The sequence below is a fragment of the Candidatus Palauibacter sp. genome (genome assembly GCF_965208055.1).
GTDB lineage: Bacteria > Gemmatimonadota > Gemmatimonadetes > Palauibacterales > Palauibacteraceae > Palauibacter.
The window spans coordinates 3,509,304-3,534,506 of sequence record NZ_CBDBNY010000004.1 but is presented as its reverse complement, the minus strand read 5'-3'; the positions used below and the strand labels follow the sequence as shown (position 1 = coordinate 3,534,506).

The following is a 25,203-nucleotide window of genomic DNA, read 5'->3' as shown; positions in this document are numbered from 1 at the left end:
CGTGTGGTCCGTGTGGTCGGTCGGGCCTCATTGCGGGAATCACTGCGGTCTCTCCAGTCGATTGTGCGCCGCGAGGATGCGCCGCACCTCGTCGTGCGGGAGCCCCGGGACCATGTTCCCGTCGCGTCCCACCATGGTGCGGCCCGCGACCATCGCGTTCGTGATCGCCTCCTCGGTGGCCTGGGCCGTCGCGAGCAACAGCGGCGAAATCGCGTCGTTCGACATCATCTCCACGGTCGTGTTCTCTCCCCGGCTCCACGCCCCGCGGTTCGCCGTCGAGAAGGCGATGAAGATGTCGCCGGAACTGTTCGCCCCGTAGCCCCCCATGCGCCCGATTCCGATCGGCGCCCGGCGCGCAAGGCGCTTGAGCTGGTGCGGCAGCAGCGGAGCGTCCGTCGCGACGACGACGATGATCGAACCGAGGCCATCGAAATCGTACGCTCCGCCGGCGCCGCCCGCTGCCGCCGAGCCGCCGGAGCCGGGGGACGGAGTCCAGTCGAGGAGTTCCTGCCCCACCGGCACGCCCGCGATCAGCAGTTCCGGTCGGCGCCCATAGTTGCACTGCACGAGCACGCCTACGGTGTAGTCCCCCACGAGCCGCGACGAGGTTCCGATCCCGCCCTTGAACGAATTGCAGACCATGCCCGTCCCGCCGCCGACCGATCCCTCGGCGACGGGGCCGGCGACGGCGCTCTCGATCGCCGCGAACACGTGCTCCCTGCCGACGTGGAACCCGTTGATGTCGTTGAGCCGTCCGTCCCAGGTCTCCGCCACCAGCGGCAGGCTCCACCAGATCCCGGGCGCGATGGGGTGGTTCGCGCGCGCGTCGCGCGACCACTCGATGGTCGCCTGGTGCACGTCTCCCACGCTGTGCGTGTTGGTGATCATCACCGGGCCCTCGAGGAAACCCGACTCCTCGACCCAGGTCGTGCCCGTCATCTCGCCGTTGCCGTTGAGCGAGTACCAGCCGGCGAAGACCGGTTCGTAGCTCTCCGTGCGGGGGATCACGGCGGTGACTCCCGTGCGCACGGGCCCCTCCCCGACGACGAGCGCCCCCTCCCCCTCGATGATCGTCGTGTGCCCGACGCGGACGCCGGCCACATCGGTGACGGCGTTCAGAGGTCCGGGCTGTCCCGGGAAGGGAACCCCGAGGTCCCGCGCCCTGGGCGGGGCCTGGGCGCCGAGTTGACCGGCGGCCAGGACCCCGGCGACGGTGGCCAGCGTCAGCGCGCGTGCGCGCCGGCCGGCCGATCCCGTTCGTGGCAAGAAGGACATCGACACCTCCACGTGAGGGACTGTGTGTCGGGAACGCTGTTCCAACGCTACCTGAACGTGCCCTGGAGCCCAAGCGTCCACAAAACGTCCGGCCTCAAACCGGCGGCCTGGATCGGGAGCAGCGCGTTCGTGACGAGGATCATGTCTTTCCCGAGCATGTACTTGAGGCCTACGGCGAGATCGATGAAATGGCGGGGCGCGTCCGGGATCGACGACGACTCCACCGTCAGGACCGGGCGGCCGATGAAGGTGACCGGCCCCGGCATCGGATGCTCCCCGTCGGCCAGTTCCCAGCGCGTCACGAGATCCGCGCCCACCGTGACGGCGTCCGAAGCGTGAGCGTCGAATCCCACCGTCGCGAGGACCGCGTCCCGGTCGAAGTTGCTGTCGCGCAGATTCCCCTCGCGCAGGAGATACCCCGCGTTCAGATGGGGTGAGAATCGTCCCTGATTGAAGGAGAGGATCGCCAGCGCGCGCCCCCGGCCTTCGCCGAGTCCCAGCAGGTCTTCCTCCTGTCCCGTCGGGAAGGTGACATCCGCAAGAAGCGCCATCCCGACGGGCGGCGGCGCGCGGCCGACCGTCGTGCCACCGGTCAGATTGATCTTCATCCGGGCGGAGACGTCACCGATCCCCGTCGCCGACCCGCTCACCGATTTACTCGCGTGGAGGACCGGCGCGGCAGGCGTTCCGTCGAACCGGTGCGCCAGCGAATTGCCGAGCGGCAGGATCTGGGCATTCGCCGTCCCCCTCAGGCTGGCCCGCACCACCGGCACGGAGAACCCCACGTCGAGGAAGGACGCGAGCCCGGCACTCAGGACCGCCGTTGCAACCGTGTAGTCGAGGCCGAGGTTCGTCCTCACCTGGAGCACATCGCGTTCGAAGAAGGGCAGTCCGAGCCCGGGGTCCGGACCCAGGGCCACGTCCGAGTCCTCGTGAAAGAAGTTCAGCACGAGGTTGTCCGCGGGCACGCCGCTGAAGTTCGTGACCTGGAACGCGGTCGCCTGGAGGCCGAGGAAGAAGCGCCCCAACCCGAGGGTTTCGGCTCGTTCCGCGAAAATTGGCCCGAACGACGCGCTCCGGTCTCCGTCCGACCAGATGCGGCCGCCGGCCATGGCGGTCGGGGGAAGGCTGCCGACCACGCCGCCGATCCCTTCCCGGAAGGAGAGGATGAGCGCGTCGTTCCTGGGGACCCGTTCGCGCAGGTAGTGCCGGCCGTGCTCCGTCATGAAGCTCCCGGTCTCCTCGAAGTCCGGATCGAGGCACAGAGGCACGCCGCACTGCCCGAACACGAACAGTTCCGACACGAGGTCGGTGAGCGACTGTGCCGCGGCCGGCCTGCCGCTCACCGCCATCAGCGCCAGCGTGGCCATGAGCCCCGCGACGGCTCGTCTGTGCATCTCGCCTCCCCTCGAGTTTCACTTCCGGTGGCGCTGAAGGTTCGCGCGATGGTCGGGCGCGGCAAGGCGACCCGTTGACCTCCGGCGCCCTCCGCGCTCATCCTCGGCTCATGCCTTCATCACACCCGCGTCGAACAACAGCCGGCTCGGCACCCGCGTTACGCCGCCGCGGCCAGGATACACACGACGTCATCATCGTCGGCTCCGGCGCGGGAGGCGGCATGGCCGCCTACGTACTCGCCTGCCACGGCGTCCGCGTGCTCCTCCTCGAGGCGGGGCGGGACTACGACCCCGTGTCCGAGACGCCGATGTTCCAGCTTCCGGCCGACGCCCCGCTGCGGGCCGCCGGGACCGCCGACAAGCCGTTCGGCTTCTACGACGCGACGGTCGACGGCGGCTGGCGGGTCCCCGGAGAACCGTATACGAGCGCCGAGGGCGTCAACTTCATGTGGTGGCGCTCGCGCATGCTCGGGGGCCGGACGAACCACTGGGGCCGAATCTCCCTCCGCATGGGCCCGTACGACTTCAAGCCCCGCAGCCGGGACGGGCTCGGGTTCGACTGGCCGCTGACCTACGAGGATCTCGCCCCCTGGTACGACCGTACCGAAGCTTTCGCCGGCGTCTACGGGTCCAACGAGGGGCTTGAGAACACGCCCGATTCCTCCGACGGGATTCTCCAGCCGGCGCCCGCGCCGCGCGCCTACGAACGACTCACGCGCAAGACGTGCGACGGCCTCGGGGTCCCGGTCATTCCGGCCCACCTGGCGATCCTGACCGAGCCGCAGGACGCCGACCGCCTGTCGAGGATGCTGTGGCCGAACAACGAGACGGCCCGCCGCGTGACGTACGACTCCATGCGGTCGCGCGCGGCCTGCTACTGGGCCACTCCGTGTGGCCGCGGCTGCTCCATCAAGGCCAACTTCCAGTCCACCACCGTCTGCCTGCCTCCGGCGCAGGCGACCGGCAACCTCACGACGATCACCGACGCCATGGTGCGCGAGGTGACGATCGACGCGCGGGGGCGGGCCACCGGCGTTCACTACATCGACAAGAAGCTGCGCGCCGACCGCCATGCCTCGGCGCCGGTGGTCGTCCTCGCGGCGAGCGCCTGCGAATCCGCGCGCATCCTCCTCAACTCCCGCAGTTCGCTCTTCCCCGATGGCCTCGCCAACGGGAGCGGTCTGGTCGGCAAGTACGTGATGGACACCGTGGGCGCGGGTGTCTCCGGTCAGATTCCCGCGCTCGAGTACCTGCCCCGGCACGCCGAGGAGGGGGCTTCGGCGATGCACATGTACATGCCCTGGTGGCTGTACGGGGAGCAAGCGGCGGGACACCTCGATTTCGCCCGTGGCTATCACATCGAGTTCGGCGGCGGGCAGCGGATGCCCGGTTACGGCGCCTTCAGCGGCATCGAGCCGCTCACCGAAGGCGCGTACGGACAGCGCTTCAAGGAGGAATGCCGCCGCTACTACGGTTCGTTCATGTACTTCGACGGCCGCGGCGAGATGATCCCGAACGACGACTGCTACTGCGAGATCGATCCCGAGGTCGTCGACCAGTGGGGCATCCCCGTGCTCAGGTTCCACTGGAAGTGGTCCGACCACGAACTCAACCAGGCCCTGCACATGCAGCAGACGTTCGCCGGCATCATCGAGGAGATGGGCGGACGCGTGCTTTCGACGGTTCAGACGGACGGCGCCCGGGCGATCCTGGCGCCGGGCCAGATCATCCACGAGGTCGGCGGCGTCCGAATGGGCGAGCGGCCGGACGACTCCGTGCTCAATCAGTACTGCCAGTCCTGGGAGATCCCGAACCTGTTCGTGATGGACGGCGGTCCCTTCGTCTCCAACGCGGACAAGAACCCGACGCTCTCCATCATGGCGATCGCCTGGCGGTCATCCGAGTACCTCGTGGACCAGCTTCGGCAGGGGGCCCTCTGATGGCCGACCGCGAACGGGAACGCACGCAGCAAGCCGAGCGGGAGCGGGAGCGCGAAGAGAACGCGCCCGAGGGACTGACCCGCCGCCGGGCGCTCCAGGTGCTCGCGGCCGGTGCGGCGGGCGCGGCGGCCATCTCGGCCGGGGCGTGCGCCGACGCGACCGAATCCGGCGTCCCCGGCGCCGGGGACGCGACCGGCTTCTCCGGCGCGACGAGCGGCGGCAATCCCCGGGCCGCCGGCACTCCGACGGACCCGGACATGGTCTCGCCCGTCGTGCGGTGGGACCTGGTCCTGACCGAGGATGAACTTGCCACCCTCGCGGCGCTGTGCGATGTGATCATTCCGGAAGACGAGCATTCCCCCGGCGCGGCGGCGCTCGGCGCGCACGCCTTCATCGACGAGTGGGTGAGCGCGCCCTACGACGGGAACCGTGAGGATCTGACCCGCATTCGCGGCGGGCTCGTGTGGCTGGACATCGAATCGTCGGAGCGGTTCGGCGGGCGGTTCACCGAACTGACGCTCGAGCAGAAGCACGCAATTTGCGACGACATCTGCTGGGTCGAGAACGCTGCGCCGGAATACCAGGTCGCGGCCCGTTTCTTTGACCGGGTGCGGGATCTCACCTCGACCGCGTTCTGGACCACCGCGGAGGGGATGGCGGACCTCGGCTTCGTCGGAAACCGCCCCATGCCCAGCTTCGACGGCCCGCCCCCGGAGGTTCTGGAGCGCCTGGGTCTGGCCTAGAAGCCGTCGGCGCGAGACCATGCAACGAGCTTTCCTGCACAGATCTGTCCTGGAGTGAGGCGCAGCATGATGCTGAAGAACAACTTCTCCCGGCGTGACTTCGTTCGGGCCTCGGGCGCGGCCGGCCTCGGTCTGAGCATCGTACCCGCGCACGTGCTCGGCGGCCCCCGGCATCGGGCTCCCAGCGACACGCTGAACGTGGCGCACATCGGAGTGGGCGGCATGGGAGGAGGCGATGTGCGCGGCATGGCGGGGGTCGGCGAGAACATCTACGCCCTCTGCGACGTGGACGAGCGCCAGGCGGCCGGATCGTGGAGCGCCTTCCCGCGGGCGAAGCGCTACCGCGACTTCCGCACGATGCTCTCGGAGGAGGCCGACAACATCGACGCGGTCGTGATCTCCACCCCGGACCACACGCACACGGCCGCCGGCATGATGTCCCTTTCGCTGGGGAAGCCGACCCGGATCCAGAAGCCGCTCGCGACGACGATCTGGGAGGTGCGCCAACTCGTCGCCGCGGCCGAGAGGGCGGGCGTCGCGACGCAGATGGGGAACCAGGGCCACGCCCAGGACGGGACGCGGGAGATCCGCGAGTGGTACGAGTCCGGCGCCATTGGCGAGATCCGGCGCGTCGAGTACTGGACGAACCGCCCCATCTGGCCCCAGGCGATCCTGCGGCCGACGGAGGCGCACCACGCGCCGCCGTGGCTGGATTGGGACCTGTGGCTCGGGCCCGCGGCCGACCGCCCGTATCACCCGGCCTACGCGCCCTTCAACTGGCGCGGCTGGTGGGATTTCGGGACCGGCGCGCTGGGCGACATCGCGTGCCACGCCATGGACGCGGCCTTCTGGACCTTCGACCTCGGCACGCCGGAACGGATTTCGGCGGAGTCGACGACGCTCTTCCCGGAGACGGCGCCCGCGGCGTCGCGCATCGAGTACGACTTCCCCGCCCGCGGGGACCGGCCGGCCGTGAAGGTGGTGTGGCGCGACGGCAACCTCTCGCCGCCGCGACCGGACGAAGTGCCGGACGACGCGCGCTGGCCGTTCGAGTCGAGCGGACAACTCTGGATCGGGACCGACGGCAAGATGTTCGCCGGGATCTACGGAGAGAACCCCCGGTTGCTCGACGCCGAACGGGATGCCGAGATCCGGGCCGACCCGCCGCCCGAGAAGTACCCGCGCACGGACGGTGTGTACGCGGAGTTCGCCGGCGCCTGCAAGGACGGACCGCCCGCCGGCTCCAACTTCGTCGAACACGCGGGACCGCTGACGGAGATGGTGCTCCTCGGCAACCTCTCGGTGCGAAGCGGCCGCGAAGTCCGCCTCGATCCGGCGACGGGCGAGTTCCTCAACGGCGTCTCGATCCCCGAACGCTACGTGAAGGCCGACTACCGCTCGGGCTGGGGGTGGTAGCGGCCCGCCGCTCGATCTCGACGACCGCCGACGCGCCGCGTTCCGTGATCCGCCGGTGATCCCGTGCAGCTGAACGGCCTCGACTGGATCGTCCTGGCCGCGTACGGGACCGTGGCCCTGGGAGTCGGGCTCTGGTTCGCCCGGCGCGCCGGCTCCGGCACGAACGAGTTCTTCCTCGCGGGCCGGAAGCTCCCCTGGTGGCTGCTGGGGACATCGATGGTCGCCACGACCTTCTCCACCGACACCCCGAACCTCGTCACGGACCTCGTCCGCAACGGCGGGGTGAGCGGGAACTGGGGCTGGTGGGCGTTCCTGATCACGGCGATGTGCACGACATTCTTCTACGCGAAGCTGTGGCGGCGTTCCGGCGTATTCACCGACATCGGCTTCTACGAACTCCGCTATGCGGGGCGCGCGGCATCCTTCCTGCGAGGCTTCCGGGCCCTCTATCTGGGCGTCTTCTTCAACGTCGTCATCATGGCCACCGTCACGCTCGCCGCCATCAAGATCTCCGGGGTCCTGCTCGGGGCGGACAAGTACACGACGGTGCTCGTCGCCGGCACGGTGGCGGCGCTCTACTCGGCGACTTCCGGGCTGTGGGGGGTCGTCGTCACCGACCTCCTCCTGTTCGCGATCGCCATGATCGGGGCCGTCGCGGCCGCCTGGTACGCGCTCGCGCAGCCGGAAGTGGGGGGGCTGGCGGGACTCGTCACCCACCCGGAGATCTCGCGGAACCTCTCGCTGCTCCCCGACTTCACCGACTGGCGGGCGGCGGCGATGGTGTTCGTGATCCCGATCGCCGTTCAGTGGTGGGCGAGCTGGTATCCCGGCGCGGAGCCGGGCGGGGGCGGGTACGCCGCGCAGCGGATGCTCGCGGCGCGGAGCGAGCGCGACTCCATGCGCGCGACGCTGTGGTTCAATATCGCGCACTACTCGCTGAGGCCGTGGCCCTGGGTGCTCGTCGCTCTGGCCTCGATCGCCGTCTATCCCACGCTCGATTCCATCGGAGCGGCTTTCCCCAACCTCGATCCGAGCATTCTGGGGCACGACCTCGCCTATCCGGCGATGCTCGTCTTCCTGCCGCACGGACTCCTGGGGCTCGTCGTCGCGTCGCTCGCCGCCGCCTACATGTCGACCATCTCGACGCACCTGAACTGGGGGTCGTCCTATGTCGTCGACGACTTCTATCGCCGTTTCGTGGCCCGGGACCGTGACGAGGCCCACTACGTGCGGGTGGCGCGGATCTCCACCGTGCTGCTGATCGTCCTTTCCGCCGCGCTTGCCCTCTTCCTCGACAGCGCGAAACAGGCGTTCGAACTCATCCTGCTGCTGCACGCGGGCAGCGGGCTGATCTTCCTCCTGCGCTGGTTCTGGTGGCGGGTGAACGCGTGGTCCGAGATCTCGGGCATGGCCGCTTCGGCGACGGTGGCGCTCTGGTTCCCGCTCTTCCACGAGCGCGTGGGGCTGCCGACGCTCGACCCCGCCGTCCGGCTTCTGCTCGGCGTGGCCGTGACGACGGTCGTGTGGCTTCTCGTGACGTTCCTCACCCGACCCACGGATACCGCTACGTTGCAGGGCTTCTACGATCGCATCCGTCCCTTCGCCCGTGGTTGGCGTCGGGCCGTGAACACCCAGCCGGACGCGCCCGGCGCCCTGGCCGCCGGTCTCGCCGCGTGGGGCCTGGGCTGCGTCACCGTGTACGCCGTGCTCTTCGGCACGGGGATGGCCCTGTACGGCAGGCCCGCCGCCGCGGCCGGATTCGGACTCGTCGCCGTCGCCGCCGCCATCGGGCTGTTTCGAGCGGTCCCCCGGGTTGGCTTCGACTGACCGAATCCGGCTGACCCCGCGACGTGTCGCGTCAGGGGTCGATTTCGAGGTGGTCCAGGAGGAGGAGGTGGCCCGGCGGACCCCAGCCGTCGAGCGAGATGCGATCGATCCCCAGGGGCACCTCGATGCGGACGCGTTCGGCGCGGAAGAGCGAGCGCCCTCGCGGGCTGTAGGTCGCCCTCCCCGACCCGGACTCCCCTTCCGAGGCGTACCGCAGGTCCGGAGCATGGACCCGGGCCGACGTCGGGAGGCGCTCCCCGCGGCTCCAGACGATCACCTCGAAGCGCTCGATCAGATCCGGGCCGAAGAGGGTGAAGGCGACCGTGCGCGGACGCCCGGGGAAGTCGAGGTGCGTCACTCCGACCTCCAGCCCCAGCTCTCCGGTCAGCGCGGGACCGAGCGCGTGCATCGACGCGTTCGGGGGGAGATAGCCGCGCACGTCCAGCACGTGCGGCTGCGTGGCGTCCGCCGTGTAGGAGTCGAAGGAGACCACGAGGCCCTGCTCCCGCCATTCCTCCGCCACGGCGGCGTTGGAGACGACGGGTCGGCCATCGGCGTAGGCTTCGAACTCGATCCGCTCGTACCGTCCGCTCGCGAGGGGACCGCGGCCGGAGGGCGGAGCGTCGGCCTCTTCGCCATCTCCCGGGGCGTCCGGGGCGGCGGGCAGCGGGGAAAGCGGGGGGGCCTCGCGGATCGCGGGCGCCGCCGCCGGGAGCGGGGGCGCTGGTTCGGTGTCCCACCGGAAACGGAAACCGGCGGAGCGCAGCCCGTTCCAGACGGCCGCGCCGGCGAGCCCGGCCACGGTGAGGACGACCAGGCCGCGCAGCACCCGCAGCGTGAAGGGCGGACGGCGCGTCCGCGCCTTCGTCAGGCTTCGACGACGCCGAGCCGCGGCCATGTTTCCCACCGGCCGCGCGTGAAATCGGGGAAGTCCACCGGCCGACTCCGTTCCGCCACGGATTCTTCGCTCACGGCGCACACCGCCGAAAGCGCCGCCGCATCGTACACGTTCATGTCCGTGGGCAGCCCCTCGCGCAGGCACTTGATGAGCCGATAATCCTCCAGGTAGTCCATGCTCCCGTGACCGCGCTCCGCCCCGGCCCCCGCCATCTCGCGCCACAGCGGGTGCTCGAACTCCTCGAGGTAGTCCTCCGCCTCATCCCATCGATGGCCCTCGCTGCGGCCCTCGACGTAGACGCGCTCCGGATAGCCCTGGAAGAGCCCGCGCGTGCCCTGGACGAGATGGATCCGCGAGTAGGGTCGCGGCAGGTTCGTGTCGTGCGAAACGTAGATCGTCCGTCCCGTGACGGTCTTGATCAGGGTGACGTTCACATCGCCGAGGGAGAAGGTCTCGTCACGTTCGGGCGCCCCCTCGGGGAAGTGCTCGCGGGCGAACGCCTGCAGGCCGCGCGATGGGCCGCTCATCGAGACCGCGTAGTCGAAGCGGTCCCCCCGGTTGATGTCCATGCAGTTGGCGATCGGCCCCAGCCCGTGCGTGGGATAGAGGTTGCCGTTCCTCGACTTCGAGTGTTCCCGTCGCCACAGTCCCTCGCCGGTGGCGGCGAACTTGATGGCGCGCAGGTCGTGCAGGTAGCCGCCTTCGCCGTGCAGGATCTCGCCGAACAGCCCGCGCCGCACCATGTGGAAGACGAGCATCTCCCAGCGGCCGTAGTTCACGTTCTCCATCATCACGCAATGCCGCTGCGTCGCCTCGGCCGTCTCCACGAGGCGCCAGCAGTCCTCCACCGTGTAGGCCGCCGGAACCTCCGTCGCCGCGTGCTTCCCGTGCTCCATCGCGGCAACGCAGACGGGCACGTGCCAGCGCCACGGCGTAGCGGTGTAGACGAGATCGATATCCTCCGCCTCGCACATGCGGATGAAGTCCGTCTCTCCGCGCGTGTAGAGCGTCGGCTCCGGGCCTCCGGCTTCGAGCACCCAGTCGCGGGCGCGCTCGGCGTGCTCGGACCGGATGTCGCAGAGGGCCGTGAGTTCCACGCCCTCCATGTCGAGGAGGTTGCGGACGTGGACCGAACCCATGCCGCCGATCCCCACGAAACCGATCCGTACCGTCTCCATCGGCGGGGCCGAGAAGAGCGCCTCGGGCCCCTCGGGGGACGGATCCCCGCTCCCGGACTGCGCCGACCCCCGACCGGCCTCGGTTCCGCGGCAGCCGCCGAGGACGGCCGCCCCCGCCCCCAGCGCACCCAGCTTGAGCAGCGTCCGCCGGTCGACGCCCGCGGGGTACACTTTCCCGGTTCCGTTCGATTCGCGCTTCGTCGGTTCCATCTCCATCATCCACCGCCGTGTCGGAGAGTCGAGTCCGGTTCGATCCGTGTTTGCCTCAGGATGCGAGACGTGGCATATGGAATCCAACTTCGGAGCGGTGAGGAGCGGATCGCAAACATGAGGTCGCACAGGACGAATCGAGCGTCACGCGCGGCGACGGCGGCCGGCGTCGCGGCCGCGCTGTGCCTTTCGTGCGAGTCGGCGCCGACGGGCCGGGACCGGCTGCTCGATGCCGCCGCCGCCATCGAGCGGCTTTCCAGTCTCGCGTACGAGTATGCGTACGAAGGAACCGGGAGCGCCGCGGGATCGTACACCGGGAGGGCGCGGCTGCTGTGGGCCGAGGGCGAGCCGCCCATCTACTGGGCGGAACTGCGGCCGTCGCCGTCCTGGGCTCCGCCTGCGGGGCCGGGCGAACCGCCTCCCGGCGACGCGCGCGCCGAGGCCCCCGCGCTCATCCTGTCCGGAGGAGGCGACTACGTCGCGGCCCGCGATGAGGCGTCGGCCCGGTTTCGTCACGGGACGATCTCGGGGGGGTCCGGCCACCTCGTGGCCAACGCCCCCTTCGCGGTCCTCGCCGCGTTCACGGATCCGCAACCGTTTCAGGCGGAACTGGCCAGCGACCTCGAAGTCGTGAGCCGGGAGACGATCGGCGGCGACCTGTGCGATGTGCTGCGCGGAACGACGACCGAGTTCGGATCCGCACAGGTGTGGTGGCACATCGGGGTCGAGGACGACCTGCCCCGCGCCTTCCGCTGGGAGGCGGATGACGGGAGCGGGGCCCTCGCCTTCGAGATCCGGAGCATCCTCGTCGACCCGAGGCTCACGCCCGATCAACTCGCGATCCGCGTGGACCTCCTCGATTCGGGAGGCGAAGAGGTGGTCGACGAGGACGCGCGGCGGCTCGAACCCGGCGTTCCGGCGCCCGACTGGTCCCTCGAAACGGAGGCGGGCTCGCCCCTCCGCCTTTCGGACCTGCGCGGGGACATCGTCGTGCTGAGTTTCGTGGCGAGTTGGTGCGCCCCCTGCCGGGACCTCGCGGCCGCCTACGCCGCCCTCCCGGAGCGGTGGACGGGAGACGGCGTCCGGTTCTTCCACCTCAACGCGTGGGAAAGCCCCGAGGTGGATCCCGGCCGGATCGCGCGCGAATGGGGACTCGACGCGCCTCTCCTCCTGCGTGCGGAGCGCATCGCCTTCGACTACAAGCTCGCCTCGGTGCCGGCGCTCTTCGTGGTGGATGCCGCCGGAGATCTCGCGCTCGTCCGCAACCCGGCGCTCGCGGATCCCGAGGCCCAGGCGCGCGAACTGGAGCAGACGCTCCAGGCACTCATCGACGCGGATCCCTGACCGCCCGACCGCGGACCCTACTTGTCGATCGGCAGTCCGCTCGGCACCGTCGCCGGCGCCAGGTGCGACAGGTCGCGCGCCGCGTCGTCCGTCAGCGACTCGAGGAAGGCGACGAGGTCGTCCGCCTCCGCATCGTCGAAGGTGATCGGGATGAGGATCGTGTCCCGCGTCGCGAGGATCTCGTCGAAGTTGTTGAGGAGCGTGCCCCGCAGTTCGGGATCCACCTGCGACACGTCGTAGTCCCGCAGCCGGTTGTCGATGCTGTCGTAGTGGACCACGATCGCCTTCAGCGTGGCGAACTGGCCGGCGTGGCCGTACGGCCCCGTGAGTTCGACGTTCCGCATCGGGGGCGTCTTGAAGAGCCGCCGGTGCGCCCGATCTCCTGTCACGCGCTCGCGCCCGAAGTCGTCGTTCCCGCCCGGCCCGTCGCCCAACCCCGGACCGATCTGCGGGATGGCGGCGTTGTGGTGCTCGTTGTTGCGGTCGTCGAACTGGTCCGTCTCGTGACACTGCATGCAGCGAATCGTCATGAAGCTCTTCGCGCCGCGCAGCGCCGAATCGCTGAGCTGATCGTTGTCCCCCTTCAGGAAGCGGTCCCACGGGGTGTCGATGAAGGTGAGTTCGGACACGTAGAAGCCCGCGATCGCGTTCGCCGCGTGCGCGAAGGACATGTCGTCGAAGGCCGTGCCGGGGTACGCGGCCTCGAACATCCCGCGGTATTCCTCGATCTCTCCCAGCCGCGCCATGAGCGCCGCCCACACGCCGGTGAAGTCGTCATCGTCCAGCGCCGCGAGTTCGTTGTCCTCGCCGAAGCCGCGCATCTCCTTACGCCGCAGCACGGGGACCATGGGCTGCGCCGAGAGCGCGCCGAACTCGAACACCGCCTGCATCTCGGGCGTCAATTGGTCCCCGGCCTCCGTCGAGATCGATCCGTCCTCCAGTTCCTCCACGAACCCGTCCCAGAAGAACTGGGTCGAGAGATGAAGGTTGAAGAGGGCGGGCGAGTTGCGCGGGATGAACTCGCCCTCGGGGTGCGTCCGGTTCGGACCCAGCCCGCGTCCCCCGACGCCGATCGAGAGCGACCGGCCATCGCCCATCGCGAAGCTGGGGAGGTGGCAGGTCATGCAGGAGAGGTCCCGGTTCCCGCCCAGAATCCGGTCGAAGGCCAGGAGGCGCCCGAGTTCGACGAGTTCCGGTCGCACGGAGGGCGGCGGCTCGAGCGGGTCGAGATTCCGGTGGTCCGCGAGCAGGCGGACGGTGTCGATGAGCATCGCCCGCACGACCTCCGGAGGAGGCGGAGGCGGAGGTACGGGCGGAGGCGCGGGTTCAGGCGGAGGCGGCGGGACCGGCGGCGTGACGGACCCGTCCCCACAGGCGGCGAGGCCAAGGAGGACTCCGGCGGCCACGAAGGCGAGCGCGTTCCGAGTGCGATTCAACATGAGAGAGATATATACACCGGGGTCCCGGAAAGCTCCCGTCAGGGAGTTGCCACGGTGATTCGCACGTCCATCATGTACTCGTGGTAGCGGCAGAAGAACACGTACTCGCCATCGACCCTCGGGCGGAACTCCCAGATCGTCCCCGGCCGCAGATCATCGCTGTCCACCGCGTTTGCGCCTTCCGGGACCTTGCTGAACTCCACCCGGTGGATGTTGGTGCCGTTCTGCGTCCAGGTGATGGTCGCGAACCGCTTCACCGTCACCTGGGCTTCCTGATCGTGATTCCCCTCGGGATCGACGAAGGTGTCGTCCTGGATGTCGAAGTTCGCGTCCGATCCGAACGGCGGCTCCACCCGTGTCGGCGGCGGGGGGGGGGGCGGAGGCGGCGGAGGCGTCCCGGCCGGCGGCGGCGGTGGAGGCGGCGGCGGCTCGATGGGCGTACCGACCGGGCCCTCGCCCGAACCACCACCCCCGCAGTTGAGCGCTACGCCCATCGCAAACAGCAGGGCTGTCCAACGACCCTTCATTCAAGACCCTCCCAGGGGTACCGCTCCCTTGATCCGACTTGAAAAAATGAAACGGACCGCGTGCCTTAGGCAAGCTCTCGCGCCTTGCGGTTGGCCCGGCGTTGCTGCGGGGCCTGATCCGTTCAAGATTCGCCGGCATGCGAACCTTACCCGATATCCGCCCGGTGACCCCCGTCATCGGCGCCGAGGTCGACGGCGTGGATCTCGCCGCCCTTGATGATGACAGTTTCGAGACCATCCGCGATGCGTTGATGGCGCACTGCGTCCTCTTCTTCCGGGACCAGGACATCTCCATCGAGAGCCAGAAGGCGCTGGGGGCCCGGTTCGGGGAACTCGTCGTCCATCCGAACGACCCGGGACTCGAGGGACACCCGGAAGTCATGAGGATCCACGCCGACGAGAATTCCGTGCGGGCGACGGGCGAGCGCTGGCACTCGGACGTGTCGTGCGACCCCACGCCGCCGATGGGCTCGATCCTCCGCATGCACACGGTGCCCGCCGCCGGCGGCGATACGCTCTTCGCGAACATGTACGCCGCCTACGAGGCGCTGTCGGACCGCATGAAGGTGCTGCTGGACGGGCTCACCGCGATTCACGATGGGGGTCCGTACTACCGGGAGGTGAACCGCCTCATCGGACGCGACGACGGCGGCCGGTCGTACCCGTCGTCCGGGCATCCGGTGGTCCGGACCCACCCGGTGACGGGGCGGCGGGCGCTCTTCGTGAACCAGATGTTCACGGTCCGCATCGAGGGCCTCCCGCAGGACGAGAGCGAGGCCGTGCTCGGTTTTCTCTTCCGCCATGTCCAGCGCCCCGACTTCCACTGCCGGTTCCGCTGGAGCGAGAACTCCATCGCCTTCTGGGACAACCGCTGCACGCAGCACCACGCGATCTGGGACTACTTCCCCGCCGTCCGCTCCGGCTACCGCGTCACGATCCGCGGCGAACGCCCGGTGTAGGACCGTTCCGGGAGGGCGCAGCGGAGGTGGGGCGCGATCGAGCTACCGCGTCCAGAGTTCACTGAACGGAACGGCCATCATCCGGTCTGCGGCGAGCGGCAGGATATCGCTGCCGTTGTAGAGAACGATCCCGGCCTCGAAGTCGTCCCCGCAGAGTGCTGCGAGGCGCCTTAGCCCCGCCCCCGCCGACCGCCCCGGTGTACTCGTCGCTTTCACTTCGACGCCCCATGTCCGTGACGCGAGCGTGATCACCAGATCCACCTCGCAACCGTCCTTGTCCCGGTAATGCCAGAAGCGGAGATCGGGATCCGACCAGCCTGCCTGTGCCACGAACTGCTGCACCGCGAAGGACTCGAGAAGGTGTCCCATGCGCTGCCGTTTCGTGAGCCAGTCCCCGGCGGAGAGCTGCGCGAGCGTAGCGGCGAGACCGCTGTCGATCAGATGGATCTTGGGCGACTTCACCAGTCGTTTCCCGGGGTTGCGGTGCCAGGGGAGCAGGCGCCGGACGAGGAAGAGTCGCTCGAGGACGGAGACGTATTCCAAAACCGTTTCTCGTTGCAGGCCGAGATCGCGCGCCACGCGGCTGGCGTTGAACAATTCGCCGTTCCGGACCGCAAGAAGTTCCAGGAGGCGACCGACCCGGTCGGCAGCCCGGACGTTCGAGACATCGAGAACATCCCGATCCACGATGCCCCGCACGTACTGGCGATGCCACTGGCGTGCGCGGGCCGGCGTTCGCGTCAGAGGCTCGGGGTATCCGCCAGCTACGAGCCGGGCGGCGAGTTCCGGTGCGCGAGGTACGGTCTCCGGACGAAGCGAGGGCTGTAACCGTCCCGCAAGGAAGTCACGGAGAAAGCGACCGGGGCGACGCTCCTTTTCGGATTCCGAGAGCGGCATGAGGCGCGCGACCTCCATGCGACCCGCCAGTGACTCGGTGACGGAGGGGACGAGCAGCAAGTCGGCGGAACCCGTGAGAAGGAAGCGTCCGGGGCGCCGATCCGTATCCACGGAGAGTTTGATCGCCGGGAGGAGCCCGGGCGCCCGCTGTACTTCATCGATGGTCACATCGCGGGGGAGACTGCCGATGAAGCCCGCGGGATCCGCGGATGCCGCGTCGAGAAACGGAGAATGGTCCAGGCTCACGAAGGCTCGCTCCGGCTTCAGGACGCGGGCAAGCGTGGTTTTGCCGCACTGACGAGGCCCGGCCAGACACACGACGGGCGTGTCGGACAGGGCCTCGCGCAAGACGGCGGCCAGCGAACGAGCGTAAAGCGTCTGGTTTCGGGACATGAAGGAAACTAGCGGCCAATTGTCGGTTACGCTACCGTCCAATTGTCGATTAGAGCAGCGTCCAATTGCTGGTTGGAACGTCGGCCGCCTGTCGATTTGACAACGATCATCTTCCCGGATTCGTACGTTTCCCATACGATGGTTGTTTGCGCGTTCCCCGGCGCGGCGCACCAACCATCGCAGGAGTCCGGACCATGCTGAAACGCACCCCGATTCCACTCATCGTGCTCGCTGCGGCGGCGATCCTCGGGGCCTGTGGCGGCGCCGACCCCGAGTCCTCATCTGCGGCGGCGACCGAGGCGCCGGCGCTCGCGATCGTCGGCGCGACCGTCATCGACGGCTCAGGGGCCGAACCCGTGCCCGACGCGACGGTCGTCGTCCGCGACGGACGGATCGAGTCCGTGGGACCGGCGGCGGAGATCGAGGTCCCGGCGGACGCCGAGGTCCTGGACGCGGCCGGGAAAACCCTCGTTCCCGGTCTCATCAACGCGCACGGCCACGTCGGCGCGACCCTCGGCCTCGAGGGCGGGCACTACTCGCGGGACAACGTCCTGCGCCACCTCGGTCTGTACGCGAGCTACGGGGTGACGACCGTCGTCAGCCTCGGCGGCGATGAACCCGCCGGTGTCGAAGTGCGCGACGAACAGGATACGCCGTCCCTCGACCGGGCCCGGCTCTACGTGGCGGGCCCCGTGGTGACGGGGGACACGCCGGGCGCCGCGCTGGAGATGGTGAACGGCAACGCGGCCATGGGCGTCGACTTCATCAAGATCCGCGTCGACGACAACCTCGGTAGCACACGCAAGATGACGCCGGATGTGTACGGGGCGGTGATCGAACGGGCGCACGAACTCGGACTCCCTGTAGCGGCGCACCTGTTCTACCTCGAGGACGCGCACGGACTGCTCGACGCCGACGTGGACTTCATCGTGCACAGCGTGCGCGACCGGGAGGTGGACGAGACGCTCGCCGCACGGCTCGTCGAAGCCGACGTCTGCTACTCGCCGACGCTGACGCGCGAGGTCTCGACCTTCGTGTACGAGAGCGAGCCGGAGTTCTTCTCGGACCCCTTCTTCCTCGCCTCCGCCGAGCCCGCGGTGCTGGAAGTCCTGCGCGCCCCGGAGAGCATGGTGCGCTACCGCGAGAGCGCGTCGGCCCAGCGCTACAAGGAGGCGCTCGCGCAGGCCCAGGAGAACCTCGGCGCGCTGTCCGACGCCGGCGTCACGATCGCCATGGGCACGGACACCGGCCCGCCCGCCCGCTTCCAGGGCTACTTCGAGCACATGGAACTCGGGCTCATGGCGGAGTCCGGCATGTCGCCGATGGAGATCCTCGTCGCCTCCACCGGCGACGCGGCGCGCTGCGCGGGTCTCGAGGGAGTCGGCACGATCGAACCGGGAAACTGGGCCGACCTCATCCTCCTCTCCGCGGATCCGCTGGAGGGGGTCGAGAACCTGCGCGCGATCGAGTCGGTCTGGATCGCCGGAAACGAAGTGTCTTCCGTCTCGGCACGGTCCTCCCGGCCGTCTTCTTGACCCTGCATCACCTGCGGGCCGGGCCCGTCCCGCACATGCCATACGCTAGCGCGATCCCACATGCACCTAGTACCCGGCCCTCGGTCGTCACGGTACCTGCTCGGTACGCTTGCGGCGCGCAAATTGGCTTCACTAACGCCCTCGGGTCGCTTATGTTTCCCGCACTCCCTGATCGCAGCGGTGTCTGATCCCTACCCTTCAACACGCGGGGCCGATCGTGCCAAAAAAGACAGTTCTTGAAGAGATTCTCATTTGGTCAGTGAGTCGCCCCTCTTGGCAGCGAGATGCCCTACGGCGACTAATAAAACATGGCAGCCTCGCTGACCAGGATGTGGTGGAGCTAACGGAGATCTGCAAGTCCGAGCATGGACTCGCCGAGGGGGTCGAATCCGACCCTCTCATCGACAAACATCTTCCCGTTGGCCCGGCGGAAGAGAAGTCCGTATCGCTGTCAACGCTCACGCACCATGCGGGCGTAAACGCTCTCGCGCCCCAACCAGACGCTCGCATTTGGACGGCAGCTCACGGTCGTGTACGGTGCCAATGGGGCAGGAAAATCCGGGTACACACGTATCCTAAAGCAGGCCTGTCGTGCTCGCGGGGCCGAAAAAGTTCTAGGGAACGTCGTTTCCGGAGACACTCCGGGGCCTCCTTCCGCCAGCATGACGTATACGGTCGATGGGGAGGACGTTCACTACCGTTGGGGTGATGAGGAGGCTGGCGATCTCCTTCTATCACGCATGAATGTATTCGACCGGCACTGCGCGAGCGTGTACGTTACAGAGAAGACTGATGTCGCATTTCGACCACTGGGATTAGATCTTTTTGACAAACTTGCTGACGCCTGCGGTCGCGTACGCACGAACCTCGAGAAGGAGCGGGAGCTCCTCAAGTCACAAACCCTTCGTCCGCTCCCTGTACCACCCGACACAGTTGTCCAGAGGTTGCTTGTCAGCCTCACATCTCTCACCGATCCAGAACACGTCAAGGAACTCGCCAGTCTTAGCGATGACGACCGTGACCGGGCGGCTGAACTTACTCGTATTCTCCAAGATTTCCGTTCTGACGAACGGGACAAGAAGGCCCAAGAGACTGAACTCCGCACCCAACGAGCCAAGGTTCTTCTTGAGGCTCTAGGTGCCATCGCTCAAGCGTCATCGGACTCCGCCATTGAAGATCTCGGACTCGCTCACCATAAGGCGAGGAGCGCCGCCCAGGCGGTTGCTGAATTGCATGCGTCGGCGTTTAGCGACCAGCCGTTGCCGAGCACAGGGTCAGGTGCTTGGCGCCAAATGTGGGATGCCGCGAAACGCTATTCGCGGGGCGACGCCTATCCACAGGAAGACTTCCCATTCACAGCCCGCGGTTCGCGGTGCGTTCTTTGTCAAGAGAAGCTCACGCCTGATGCGTCTTCGCGATTGCGCGGCTTCCGCGAGTTCCTAACTTCCGACGCTCAGGCCGAATACGACCGAGCCAACGCCGAGTATGAGGAGCATCTCAGCAATATCAACGCGGATCTATCCCTTCCCGGATCCGCAGCGTTGGCACTTAGCGAACTGGCGATCGACGATTCCGACCTCGCGGAGGCCATTCGCGAGACTGTAGTAGCCGCAAACGATCGAAAAGAGTTGACGCTTCGTGCCCTTGCCGAAGATGAATTCACTGCCCCAGATCTTCCTAAGTTGCCCGATCTGGATGATGCTCTTCGTGGGCACATCGAGACACTCGAAAGCCACAGCGCAGCACTTCGTGAAGCTAACCCGCGGAAACGCATCACAGCTCTCCAGCGGGAACTGGACGAGCTGGAGGCCCGGCAGCAGCTTGCGTTGCATCTCGATGACATCCTGGAAGAGATCAGACGCAAGACCGAGATCGCTGCATACAAGAACTGCATCAGCGACACCCATACAGCAGCCATTACGCGCAAGAGCGTCCAGGTCACGGAACAGGCCGTGACGGATCAGCTCGTCACCGCATTTGAAGAGGAGCTTCTCGCCCTCGCCTTTCGGGACGTCGAAGTACACCTCGTACCCGCTGGCGGATCGCGAGGATCTCTGTATCATGAACTGCGATTGCGCCGTGCCCCGGGTGTCGACGTTGGCAGTGTTGTCAGCGACGGTCAGTCACGTTGCCTGTCGATTGCGGCCTTTTTTGCGGAACTCGTGACGGCTGATCATACTTCCGCCATCCTCTTTGACGACCCAGTGTCGTCGCTCGATCATACTTGGCGCCGCCACGTTGCACGTCGGCTGGTGAAGGAGGCGCAAACACGACAAGTCGTGGTGTTTACTCATGACGTAGTGTTCCTTGTTGAGTTAACCGATACGGCGACGAAACTCAACGTGGATCTTCAGCATCAGCACTTGTTCAACGACGGCGTCAACGCCGGACGACTCATAGAGGGACTCCCTTGGGTTGCGGAGCGTGTGAGCAGGCGAATACGTCACCTGAGACACCTCCGCCAGAACGCTGAGAAGGTCTATCATAGCGGTGAGCTGGAGCAGTACCGGCAGAAAACGGAGTACATTTACGGAAGACTTCGAGAATCCTGGGAGCGGGGAATCGAAGAAGTGCTGTTGAACGAGACCGTGGAGCGGTACCGGAAATCCATCGAAACACGGCGAACTCGATGCCTTGCCGACATAACTTCATCGGACCTCGATGCTATAGACGCGGGAATGACAAAATGCTCGACGTGGATGTCAGGTCACGATTCGCCACCGGCAGACAATGCGCCCGTCCCGGGGCCAGATGAAGTGGCGGAGGATATCGAAGCGTTGGCTGGTTGGGTGGGCGAGATACGGGCCCGACGAAATTAGTGCGGAATGCTGTGCATCTGATTATCTAGCGTCGATCTATGATCGGGCAGGCGTCCTCGGGGATCGTGCCGGGGGTGACCGTGCGAACGGCCACGCGGAGCCGGGTCGATTCCCTGAGGCGGGCGGCCAGTTCGTCGATGTCGGGGGGGCGTCCCGCGGCGGGCTCCACGGAGACCGTGAGGAGGTCGCGGTGGTCTTCCTCGGTAACCGTCGCCTGGTATCTCTCCACGCCGGACGCGCCGGCGAGGGCTTCCGCAAGCTGGCGCGGGTGCACGAACATGCCGCGCACCTTCACGCCCTCGCCGGTCCGGCCCAGGAAGCCCGCCAGCCGGAGGGAGGTCCGTCCGCAGTCGCACGCATCCGGCAGGAACGTCGACAGATCGCCCGTTCCGAGACGGACGAGCGGGTAGACCGGGTTGGCGCTCGTGACGACGACCTCACCGGGGCCGCCCGGATCGCACGGTTCGAACGTGCCGGGGTCGAGCACCTCGACGACGATGCCGGGCGCAATATGCCACCCATCCTTCGCGTCGCACTCGTACCCGATCGCGCCCGCGTCCGCCGTCCCGTAGGCCTGATAGACGGAGACGCCGTGGCTCTCCTCCAGCAGCCGGCGGAGTTCGAGAGGCAGGGGCGCTCCGCTGACGAGCGCCCGGCGGAAGGTCGCGGGGATCCCCTCTTCGCTCCCCCGCTCCAGCAGAGCGAGGAGAAACTGAGGCGTCCCTACGTAGCCGGCGGCGCCGAGTTGCGACGCCAAGGCAGCCTGGGCCGCGGTGTTCCCCACGCCGCCCGGCAGGACCACGCACCCCACGGCGCGCAGCCCGGCATCCATCATGTGACCGCCCGGCGTCAGATGATACGAGAACGTGTTCAGCACCACATCGCCGCGCTCGAACCCGGCCGCGCGGAACGCCGGGGCCATGCGCCAGTAGTCCGAGCGCTGACCTTCCGGATCGTTGATCGGGCCGGGAGACCGGTGGATGCGCCGGAGCACGCCGACATCCACTCCCAGCATGCCGCCGAAGGGAGGATCCTCCGCCTGGAGTTCCGGCAGATCGTCCTTCGCGAGCACCGCCACCTTCCGCAGACCCGCCACGCCTCGCGGCTCGGGGTGGGCGATCCCGGCCGCGCGGAGGCGGACCCCCGCCTCCCGGCTACGTTCAAGCGCCAGGCGGACGGCTTCGTCCGCGATCGCATCCTGCGCCGCGTGCCAGTCGGGCGGCGCTTCCGCGGCCGGAGCGCGACGGCGCTTCGCGGCGCTCACGAAAGCCACCTCTTCCGCCGGCGGTAGTGCTTCACGTCGCGATACGAGCGGCGCCCGATCTCGCTCAGCCCCAGGTAGAATTCGCGCACGTCCTCGTTCTCCCCCAGTTCCTCCGCGGAGCCCTCCAGGACCACGCGCCCCGCTTCCATGACATATCCGTAGTCCGCAACGGAAAGCGCGATGCGCGCGTTCTGCTCGACGAGGAGAATCGTCGCGCCCTCCTCCTCGTTGATCCGCCGGATGATCCCGAAGATTTCCTGCACGAGAATCGGCGCGAGCCCCAGCGACGGCTCGTCGAGCAGCATGAGCCGCGGGCGGGCCATGAGGGCGCGCCCGAGCGCGAGCATCTGCTGCTCGCCGCCCGACAGATAGCCCGCCGACTGCCGCTTCCTCTCCGCCAGGCGCGGAAAGTACCCGTAGACCCGCTCCAGATCCGCCGGCACCGCCGGGCGGTCGCGGCGCGTGTGCGCCCCGGCGAGGAGGTTCTCGTGGACGGTGAGATGCTCGAACACATGCCGTCCCTCGACGACCTGGAAGATCCCCTCGCGCACGATGCGGTCGGGGGCGAGTCCGTGGATCTCGCGTCCTTCGAAGCGGATCGACCCGTCCGTGACCTCCCCGTCCTCGACCTTGAGCAGGCCCGAGATCGCCTTGAGCGTCGTCGTCTTGCCCGCCCCGTTCGAGCCGAGGAGGGCGACGATGTGCCCTTCCGGCACCTCCAGGGAGAGTCCGCGCAGGACGAGGATCACGTCGTCGTAGAGAACCTCGACACTGTTGAGTTCGAGCAGGGCGCTCACGGCGCGGCGAGGACCTCCGTCATCGGGGCCCAGACTCCGTTCTCGGCGCGGAACAGCCTGAGCCCCTTCGAACCCCGGTGGTCGCTCGGCGTAAAGGTGAGCGGCGGTCCGGCGCCCCCTGAATCGAAGCTTTCGACCGTCTCCAGGGCGTGCTTGATGTTCTCGCCGGTCAGCTCCTGCCCCGCCTCGAGCACCCGCCGAATCCCCTCGACGAACACGCCCATCGTCCACCACCCCTGTGTGTAGGCGTTCGTCTTCTCGCTGTAGTCTTCGCCCCGGGACTCGAGATAGCCGCGGATGTCGCGCACACCCGGCACGTCGTCGGTAAGCGGGGCCCACGGGATCGCCCCGACGACCCCTTCAGCGGCTTCCTCCGCCAGCCGCCAGAGGAGCGCGTTGGCGCACCAGTTGAGGCACACGAAGGTCGCGTCGAGGCCGAGTCCCCGCGCGTTCCGCAGGGCGACGGCGGCGGGCGCGGAGGTGTTCTGGAACACGACATACGTCGCTCCCGACTGGCCGATGCGCGAGAACTCCGCCGTGTAGTCGGTCGCGCCACGCGGCATTTCGTACGCGTTGACGTCGACGCCGATCTCCCGCGCGTAGTCCTCGCCCCCCTGCACCCATGGCGACAGGCCGAACGGACTCGCGCTGTGCATGAACGCGACCTGGGCGTTCCCCGCACCGCCGTTCGCCCGGTGGTCCTCCGCGATCCAGCGCAGCACGATCCTGAACTGGTCGCTGTAGCTCGTGGCCACGAGGAAGTTGTAGGGCGACTCGTGCCCGTCTCCGAGCACGTGCGAGAGCGAGGCGGACGCGAACGGAATCCGGTCCTCGGTGATCCTCAGCCGGAGGGCCTCCGTGTCGCCGGTCCCCCATCCCATGAAGATCAGGGCGCCCTCCTGCACGAACTGCGTGTAGAGCTGCTCGGCCCGGTCGACCTGATAGCCGTAGTCCTGGTAGATGAGCCGGATCGGCCGCCCCCCGACCCCGCCCTGCGCGTTGAGCCACTCCACGTGTCCCCGCACCGCGTCGGCGTAGTCGAGCCCCACGTCGGCGGTCGGCCCCGTGAGATCGAAGATGGCCGCGACCAGGATCTCGTTCTCCGCCCTCTCTCCCGAACCCCCGCACGCGGCGAGCACCCAGGAAAGGGCCAGACCGCACGCGATGGGGGTGAAGGCGGATCGGCTGGAACGCATATCCTGAGACCTCTTCATGTTCGTGAAATCCAACGACTTCCGGGCGATCAACGGCCCTCTCCGCGACGGTACGCGAAGGGCCACACGTAGAAGTAGTCTTTCACATTGCGCCACAGTTTGGACAGACCCTCCGGCTCGAACACGAGGAAGAGGATGATGACGAGCCCGAACACGGCCTGCTGCACGCTCGGCAGCAGGGCCGCGACCGCGGGCGCCGATTGCTGCAGTCCCCGCCCCGCCGTCGTGATGAGCGCGGGGAGGAGCGTGATGAGCGCCGCCCCGAACAGCGAGCCTCGGATCGTCCCCAGGCCTCCGACGATGATCATGGCCAGGTACAGGATGCTGGTCTCGAACGTGAAGCGCTCCCAAGAGATGATGTTGCGGTAGTACGCCGTGAGGGCTCCGGCGAGCCCGACGAAGAACGACGAGGTCGCGAAGGCCAGGAGCTTGGTCCCGAACACGTTCACGCCGATGACGCTCGCGGCGATGTCCTGGTCGCGGACGGCGACGAAGGAGCGGCCGATGCGCGAGCGGAAGAGGTTCGCGGTGAAGAGCGCCGTGGCGCCGGCCAGGACGATCCCGAGCCAGTAGAAGCCGAAGTCCGTGTTCAGCCGCTGCCCGAACAACCGCGGGGCCGGGACGACGACCGCTTCGACCCCGCCCGTGAGCGCCGGCCAGTGCGTGACGATCCACTCGACGATCTCCTGGGCGGCCAGCGTCGAGATCGCGAGGTAGAGCCCCTTGAGCCGCAACGAGGGGAGACCGAAGAAGACGCCCACCGCCGCCGTCGCGAAGCAGGCGGCGACGATGCTCGCGCCCCACGGCAGGCCCAGCCTCAGCGTGAGCAGCGCGGACGTGTACGCGCCCACCGCCATGAAGGCGCCCTGCCCCAGCGAGATCTGCCCCGTGTAGCCGACGAGGATGTTCAGCCCCAGCGCGCCGATGGTCGCGATGGCGATCTGGTTCGCGAGATTGAGCCAGTACGGCGTCGCGAGGAAGGGGAAGATGAGGAGCGCGCACATGAAGAGCCCGAGCCGGACGCGCTCCGCCGGCACGCGCCGGAGCCCCATGTCCGTTCGATAGTTCGTGTGAAAGACCCCGCACTCCAAGAGCGTTTCCTCCGTTTCCGCCGTGCCGCGGGTTTCGCGC

At 68.0% G+C, this 25,203-nt stretch carries 19 protein-coding genes; 8 read left to right on the top strand and 11 right to left on the bottom strand.

Annotated features, from left to right (window positions below; translation table 11 throughout):
- Positions 1 to 39: 39 nt before the first annotated feature.
- Positions 40 to 1,275, bottom strand: coding sequence for a P1 family peptidase (locus ACOGXI_RS15505; protein WP_419939718.1), 1,236 nt, complete (start codon positions 1,273 to 1,275; stop codon positions 40 to 42).
- A 47-nt stretch (positions 1,276 to 1,322) separates the two neighbouring features.
- Positions 1,323 to 2,672 carry a transporter gene (locus ACOGXI_RS15500; protein WP_419939717.1) on the bottom strand — a complete coding sequence of 450 codons (1,350 nt, stop codon included), beginning with the start codon at positions 2,670 to 2,672 and terminating at the stop codon, positions 1,323 to 1,325.
- A gap of 221 nt (positions 2,673 to 2,893) precedes the next feature.
- Here ACOGXI_RS15500 and ACOGXI_RS15495 point away from each other — a divergent pair, with 221 nt between their 5' ends.
- The 4 genes from ACOGXI_RS15495 to ACOGXI_RS15480 all read left to right on the top strand — a co-directional run bounded on the left by ACOGXI_RS15495 (position 2,894) and on the right by ACOGXI_RS15480 (position 8,598).
- Positions 2,894 to 4,612, top strand: a complete 1,719-nt coding sequence (locus ACOGXI_RS15495) for a GMC oxidoreductase (protein WP_419939716.1) — start codon at positions 2,894 to 2,896, stop codon at positions 4,610 to 4,612.
- Positions 4,612 to 5,355 (top strand): gluconate 2-dehydrogenase subunit 3 family protein, encoded by a 744-nt coding sequence (locus tag ACOGXI_RS15490; protein ID WP_419939715.1) that lies wholly within the window; start codon positions 4,612 to 4,614, stop codon positions 5,353 to 5,355. The genes ACOGXI_RS15495 and ACOGXI_RS15490 overlap by 1 nt, the downstream gene beginning before the upstream one ends.
- Positions 5,356 to 5,421: 66 nt before the next feature.
- Entirely contained in the window at positions 5,422 to 6,771 is a 1,350-nt protein-coding gene (locus ACOGXI_RS15485; RefSeq protein WP_419939714.1) for a Gfo/Idh/MocA family protein, read from the top strand.
- Between the two features lie 63 nt (positions 6,772 to 6,834).
- Positions 6,835 to 8,598 carry a sodium:solute symporter family protein gene (locus ACOGXI_RS15480; RefSeq protein ID WP_419939713.1) on the top strand — a complete coding sequence of 588 codons (1,764 nt, stop codon included), beginning with the start codon at positions 6,835 to 6,837 and terminating at the stop codon, positions 8,596 to 8,598.
- Positions 8,599 to 8,629: 31 nt separating this feature from the next.
- Here the strand turns inward: ACOGXI_RS15480 and ACOGXI_RS15475 are convergent, their stop codons facing one another.
- Together ACOGXI_RS15475 and ACOGXI_RS15470 are read right to left on the bottom strand one after the other, a co-directional pair.
- Positions 8,630 to 9,496 carry a hypothetical protein gene (locus ACOGXI_RS15475; protein ID WP_419939712.1) on the bottom strand — a complete coding sequence of 289 codons (867 nt, stop codon included), beginning with the start codon at positions 9,494 to 9,496 and terminating at the stop codon, positions 8,630 to 8,632.
- Positions 9,466 to 10,884: a Gfo/Idh/MocA family protein gene (locus ACOGXI_RS15470; protein ID WP_419939711.1), complete on the bottom strand. Its 1,419-nt coding sequence runs from the start codon at positions 10,882 to 10,884 to the stop codon at positions 9,466 to 9,468. The genes ACOGXI_RS15475 and ACOGXI_RS15470 overlap by 31 nt, the downstream gene beginning before the upstream one ends.
- Before the next feature lie 117 nt (positions 10,885 to 11,001).
- On the opposite strand from ACOGXI_RS15470, the gene ACOGXI_RS15465 reads away from it, so the two are divergent.
- Positions 11,002 to 12,228 carry a peroxiredoxin family protein gene (locus tag ACOGXI_RS15465; RefSeq protein ID WP_419939710.1) on the top strand — a complete coding sequence of 409 codons (1,227 nt, stop codon included), beginning with the start codon at positions 11,002 to 11,004 and terminating at the stop codon, positions 12,226 to 12,228.
- Positions 12,229 to 12,245: 17 nt separating this feature from the next.
- On the opposite strand, the gene ACOGXI_RS15460 is transcribed toward ACOGXI_RS15465, so the two are convergent.
- Positions 12,246 to 13,667: a cytochrome-c peroxidase gene (locus ACOGXI_RS15460; protein WP_419939709.1), complete on the bottom strand. Its 1,422-nt coding sequence runs from the start codon at positions 13,665 to 13,667 to the stop codon at positions 12,246 to 12,248.
- Between the two features lie 38 nt (positions 13,668 to 13,705).
- The gene (locus ACOGXI_RS15455; RefSeq protein WP_419939708.1) at positions 13,706 to 14,194 is read right to left on the bottom strand and encodes a cupredoxin domain-containing protein; all 489 of its coding nucleotides are present in this window, start codon (positions 14,192 to 14,194) and stop codon (positions 13,706 to 13,708) included.
- 164 nt (positions 14,195 to 14,358) lie between these two features.
- Between ACOGXI_RS15455 and ACOGXI_RS15450 the strand changes: the two genes are divergently transcribed.
- Positions 14,359 to 15,153: a TauD/TfdA dioxygenase family protein gene (locus tag ACOGXI_RS15450; protein ID WP_419939707.1), complete on the top strand. Its 795-nt coding sequence runs from the start codon at positions 14,359 to 14,361 to the stop codon at positions 15,151 to 15,153.
- Between the two features lie 42 nt (positions 15,154 to 15,195).
- Here ACOGXI_RS15450 and ACOGXI_RS15445 read toward each other — a convergent pair whose 3' ends face one another.
- Positions 15,196 to 16,443: an ATP-binding protein gene (locus tag ACOGXI_RS15445; protein ID WP_419939706.1), complete on the bottom strand. Its 1,248-nt coding sequence runs from the start codon at positions 16,441 to 16,443 to the stop codon at positions 15,196 to 15,198.
- Positions 16,444 to 16,637: 194 nt separating this feature from the next.
- Here ACOGXI_RS15445 and ACOGXI_RS15440 point away from each other — a divergent pair, with 194 nt between their 5' ends.
- Positions 16,638 to 17,978: an amidohydrolase family protein gene (locus ACOGXI_RS15440; RefSeq protein ID WP_419939705.1), complete on the top strand. Its 1,341-nt coding sequence runs from the start codon at positions 16,638 to 16,640 to the stop codon at positions 17,976 to 17,978.
- A gap of 662 nt (positions 17,979 to 18,640) precedes the next feature.
- Entirely contained in the window at positions 18,641 to 20,797 is a 2,157-nt protein-coding gene (locus ACOGXI_RS15435) for an AAA family ATPase (protein ID WP_419939704.1), read from the top strand.
- A gap of 25 nt (positions 20,798 to 20,822) precedes the next feature.
- Here the strand turns inward: ACOGXI_RS15435 and ACOGXI_RS15430 are convergent, their stop codons facing one another.
- From ACOGXI_RS15430 to ACOGXI_RS15415, 4 genes are read right to left on the bottom strand one after another with little or no spacing between them, the layout of a single operon-like run.
- A complete protein-coding gene (locus ACOGXI_RS15430; RefSeq protein ID WP_419939703.1) occupies positions 20,823 to 22,061 on the bottom strand; it encodes a phenylacetate--CoA ligase family protein in 1,239 nt (412 codons plus the stop codon).
- Positions 22,058 to 22,849, bottom strand: a complete 792-nt coding sequence (locus ACOGXI_RS15425) for an ABC transporter ATP-binding protein (RefSeq protein ID WP_419940222.1) — start codon at positions 22,847 to 22,849, stop codon at positions 22,058 to 22,060. The genes ACOGXI_RS15430 and ACOGXI_RS15425 overlap by 4 nt, the downstream gene beginning before the upstream one ends.
- A 5-nt stretch (positions 22,850 to 22,854) precedes the next feature.
- Entirely contained in the window at positions 22,855 to 24,054 is a 1,200-nt protein-coding gene (locus tag ACOGXI_RS15420) for an ABC transporter substrate-binding protein (protein ID WP_419939702.1), read from the bottom strand.
- 47 nt (positions 24,055 to 24,101) lie between these two features.
- Positions 24,102 to 25,163 (bottom strand): branched-chain amino acid ABC transporter permease, encoded by a 1,062-nt coding sequence (locus ACOGXI_RS15415; RefSeq protein ID WP_419939701.1) that lies wholly within the window; start codon positions 25,161 to 25,163, stop codon positions 24,102 to 24,104.
- Between the last annotated feature and the right edge of the window lie 40 nt (positions 25,164 to 25,203).

Excerpts from the sequence above, each read along its gene's own strand:
- ACOGXI_RS15505 (WP_419939718.1), bottom strand. The coding sequence starts at position 1,275 with ATGTCCTTCTTGCCACGAACGGGATCGGCCGGCCGGCGCGCACGCGCG.
- ACOGXI_RS15500 (WP_419939717.1), bottom strand. The coding sequence starts at position 2,672 with ATGCACAGACGAGCCGTCGCGGGGCTCATGGCCACGCTGGCGCTGATG.
- ACOGXI_RS15495 (WP_419939716.1), top strand. The coding sequence starts at position 2,894 with ATGGCCGCCTACGTACTCGCCTGCCACGGCGTCCGCGTGCTCCTCCTC.
- ACOGXI_RS15490 (WP_419939715.1), top strand. The coding sequence starts at position 4,612 with ATGGCCGACCGCGAACGGGAACGCACGCAGCAAGCCGAGCGGGAGCGG.
- ACOGXI_RS15485 (WP_419939714.1), top strand. The coding sequence starts at position 5,422 with ATGATGCTGAAGAACAACTTCTCCCGGCGTGACTTCGTTCGGGCCTCG.
- ACOGXI_RS15475 (WP_419939712.1), bottom strand. The coding sequence starts at position 9,496 with ATGGCCGCGGCTCGGCGTCGTCGAAGCCTGACGAAGGCGCGGACGCGC.
- ACOGXI_RS15470 (WP_419939711.1), bottom strand. The coding sequence starts at position 10,884 with ATGGAACCGACGAAGCGCGAATCGAACGGAACCGGGAAAGTGTACCCC.
- ACOGXI_RS15465 (WP_419939710.1), top strand. The coding sequence starts at position 11,002 with ATGAGGTCGCACAGGACGAATCGAGCGTCACGCGCGGCGACGGCGGCC.
- ACOGXI_RS15460 (WP_419939709.1), bottom strand. The coding sequence starts at position 13,667 with ATGTTGAATCGCACTCGGAACGCGCTCGCCTTCGTGGCCGCCGGAGTC.
- ACOGXI_RS15455 (WP_419939708.1), bottom strand. The coding sequence starts at position 14,194 with ATGAAGGGTCGTTGGACAGCCCTGCTGTTTGCGATGGGCGTAGCGCTC.
- ACOGXI_RS15445 (WP_419939706.1), bottom strand. The coding sequence starts at position 16,443 with ATGTCCCGAAACCAGACGCTTTACGCTCGTTCGCTGGCCGCCGTCTTG.
- ACOGXI_RS15440 (WP_419939705.1), top strand. The coding sequence starts at position 16,638 with ATGCTGAAACGCACCCCGATTCCACTCATCGTGCTCGCTGCGGCGGCG.
- ACOGXI_RS15435 (WP_419939704.1), top strand. The coding sequence starts at position 18,641 with ATGACGTATACGGTCGATGGGGAGGACGTTCACTACCGTTGGGGTGAT.
- ACOGXI_RS15420 (WP_419939702.1), bottom strand. The coding sequence starts at position 24,054 with ATGCGTTCCAGCCGATCCGCCTTCACCCCCATCGCGTGCGGTCTGGCC.